This is a genomic window from Granulicatella seriolae, from assembly GCF_024543085.1.
Lineage (GTDB): Bacteria > Bacillota > Bacilli > Lactobacillales > Aerococcaceae > Granulicatella > Granulicatella seriolae.
In genome coordinates this window covers 1-1,330 of sequence record NZ_JANHNZ010000023.1, presented here as the reverse complement: position 1 = coordinate 1,330, position 1,330 = coordinate 1, and the positions used below count along the sequence as shown (strand labels likewise).

At 31.8% G+C, this 1,330-nt stretch carries 1 protein-coding gene; it reads left to right on the top strand.

All coding sequences use genetic code 11. The features are described 5' to 3' along the window. Positions 1-108 precede the first annotated feature (108 nt). Positions 109-1,278 (top strand): IS256 family transposase, encoded by a 1,170-nt coding sequence (locus NPA36_RS10205; RefSeq protein WP_104859673.1) that lies wholly within the window; start codon positions 109-111, stop codon positions 1,276-1,278. Positions 1,279-1,330 lie beyond the last annotated feature (52 nt).

Sequence of the window (1,330 nt, the reverse complement as noted above, 5' to 3'; positions counted from 1 at the left end):
GATAGCGTAAAATATTTTGTGTAAATAGAAATTTTAGGTAGATAAAAAGAAAGTCCATTCTGTAAAATTAAAGTTACCACAACCGAAATTTTATAGGAGGACTTTCTCATGACTAATTTTACTACAGAAATTATGGAAACACTAATCAATAAAGGTGATTTGGATGACTTATTCCGTCGTCATCTAGAATTAGCTATCAATACACTGCTACAAGCTGAATTAACGGCTTTTCTTGATTATGAGAAATATGATCGCACTGGTTTTAATTCAGGTAATTCCCGAAATGGGAATTATTCTCGTTCATTTAAAACAGAGTATGGAGAATTAAATTTGGCAATTCCTAGAGATAGAAATGGAGAGTTTTCTCAACAAACGTTGCCTGCTTATAAAAGAAGTAACGACTCTTTAGAAACCACCATTATCCAATTATTTCAAAAAGGAATCACTATGTCTGAAATCTCTGAGTTGATTGAAAAAATGTATGGTCATTACTATACACCACAAACCATTTCCAATATCACTCAAATAGTATCTGAAGATGTTGTTGCTTTTAAAGAAAGGTCCTTAGAATCCCAATACTCAATCATTTTTATGGATGCTACTCACATTCCTTTAAAAAGACAAACTGTCTCAAAAGAAGCTGTATATATTGTCATAGGTATCCGACTGGATGGGACCAAAGAGGTTCTTGGGTTTAGTATTGCTCCAACTGAGTCTTCGTATGTTTGGAAAGAAATACTTCAAGACCTAAAAGACCGTGGTTTAGAAGAGGTTTTATTAGTCGTAACTGATGGTTTAAGCGGCATTGACGATAGTATCCATAGTATTTATCCAAATGCTCAATTTCAACAATGTTGTGTCCATATCTCTAGAAATATTGCTCATAAGGTTCGTGTTAGTGATCGACAAGAAGTCTGTAATGATTTTAAATTGGTTTATCAAGCAGCTTCAAAAGAAGAAGCTATGAATCAAATAAGTTTTATGATAGATAAATGGAAAAAGCAGTATCCACGAGTAGTTAAATTACTCATGAATCCTGCTATATTAACCTTTTATAATTTTCCTCCATCAATCAGAAGAACCATTTATTCAACTAACTTGATTGAAGGTTTTAACAAACAATTAAAGAAATATACAAAAAGAAAAGAACAATTCCCTAATGAAGAATCTCTAGAGAGATTCTTAGTTTCTCAATTCAACAACTATAATCAGAAATTTTTGTGTCGGATTCATAAAGGTTTTAAAGAAATACAAGATACATTAGAATCAATGTTTTAACTTAACCGACAGAATGGTTTTTTCCATTTACACATAATTCTTGACGCAACCA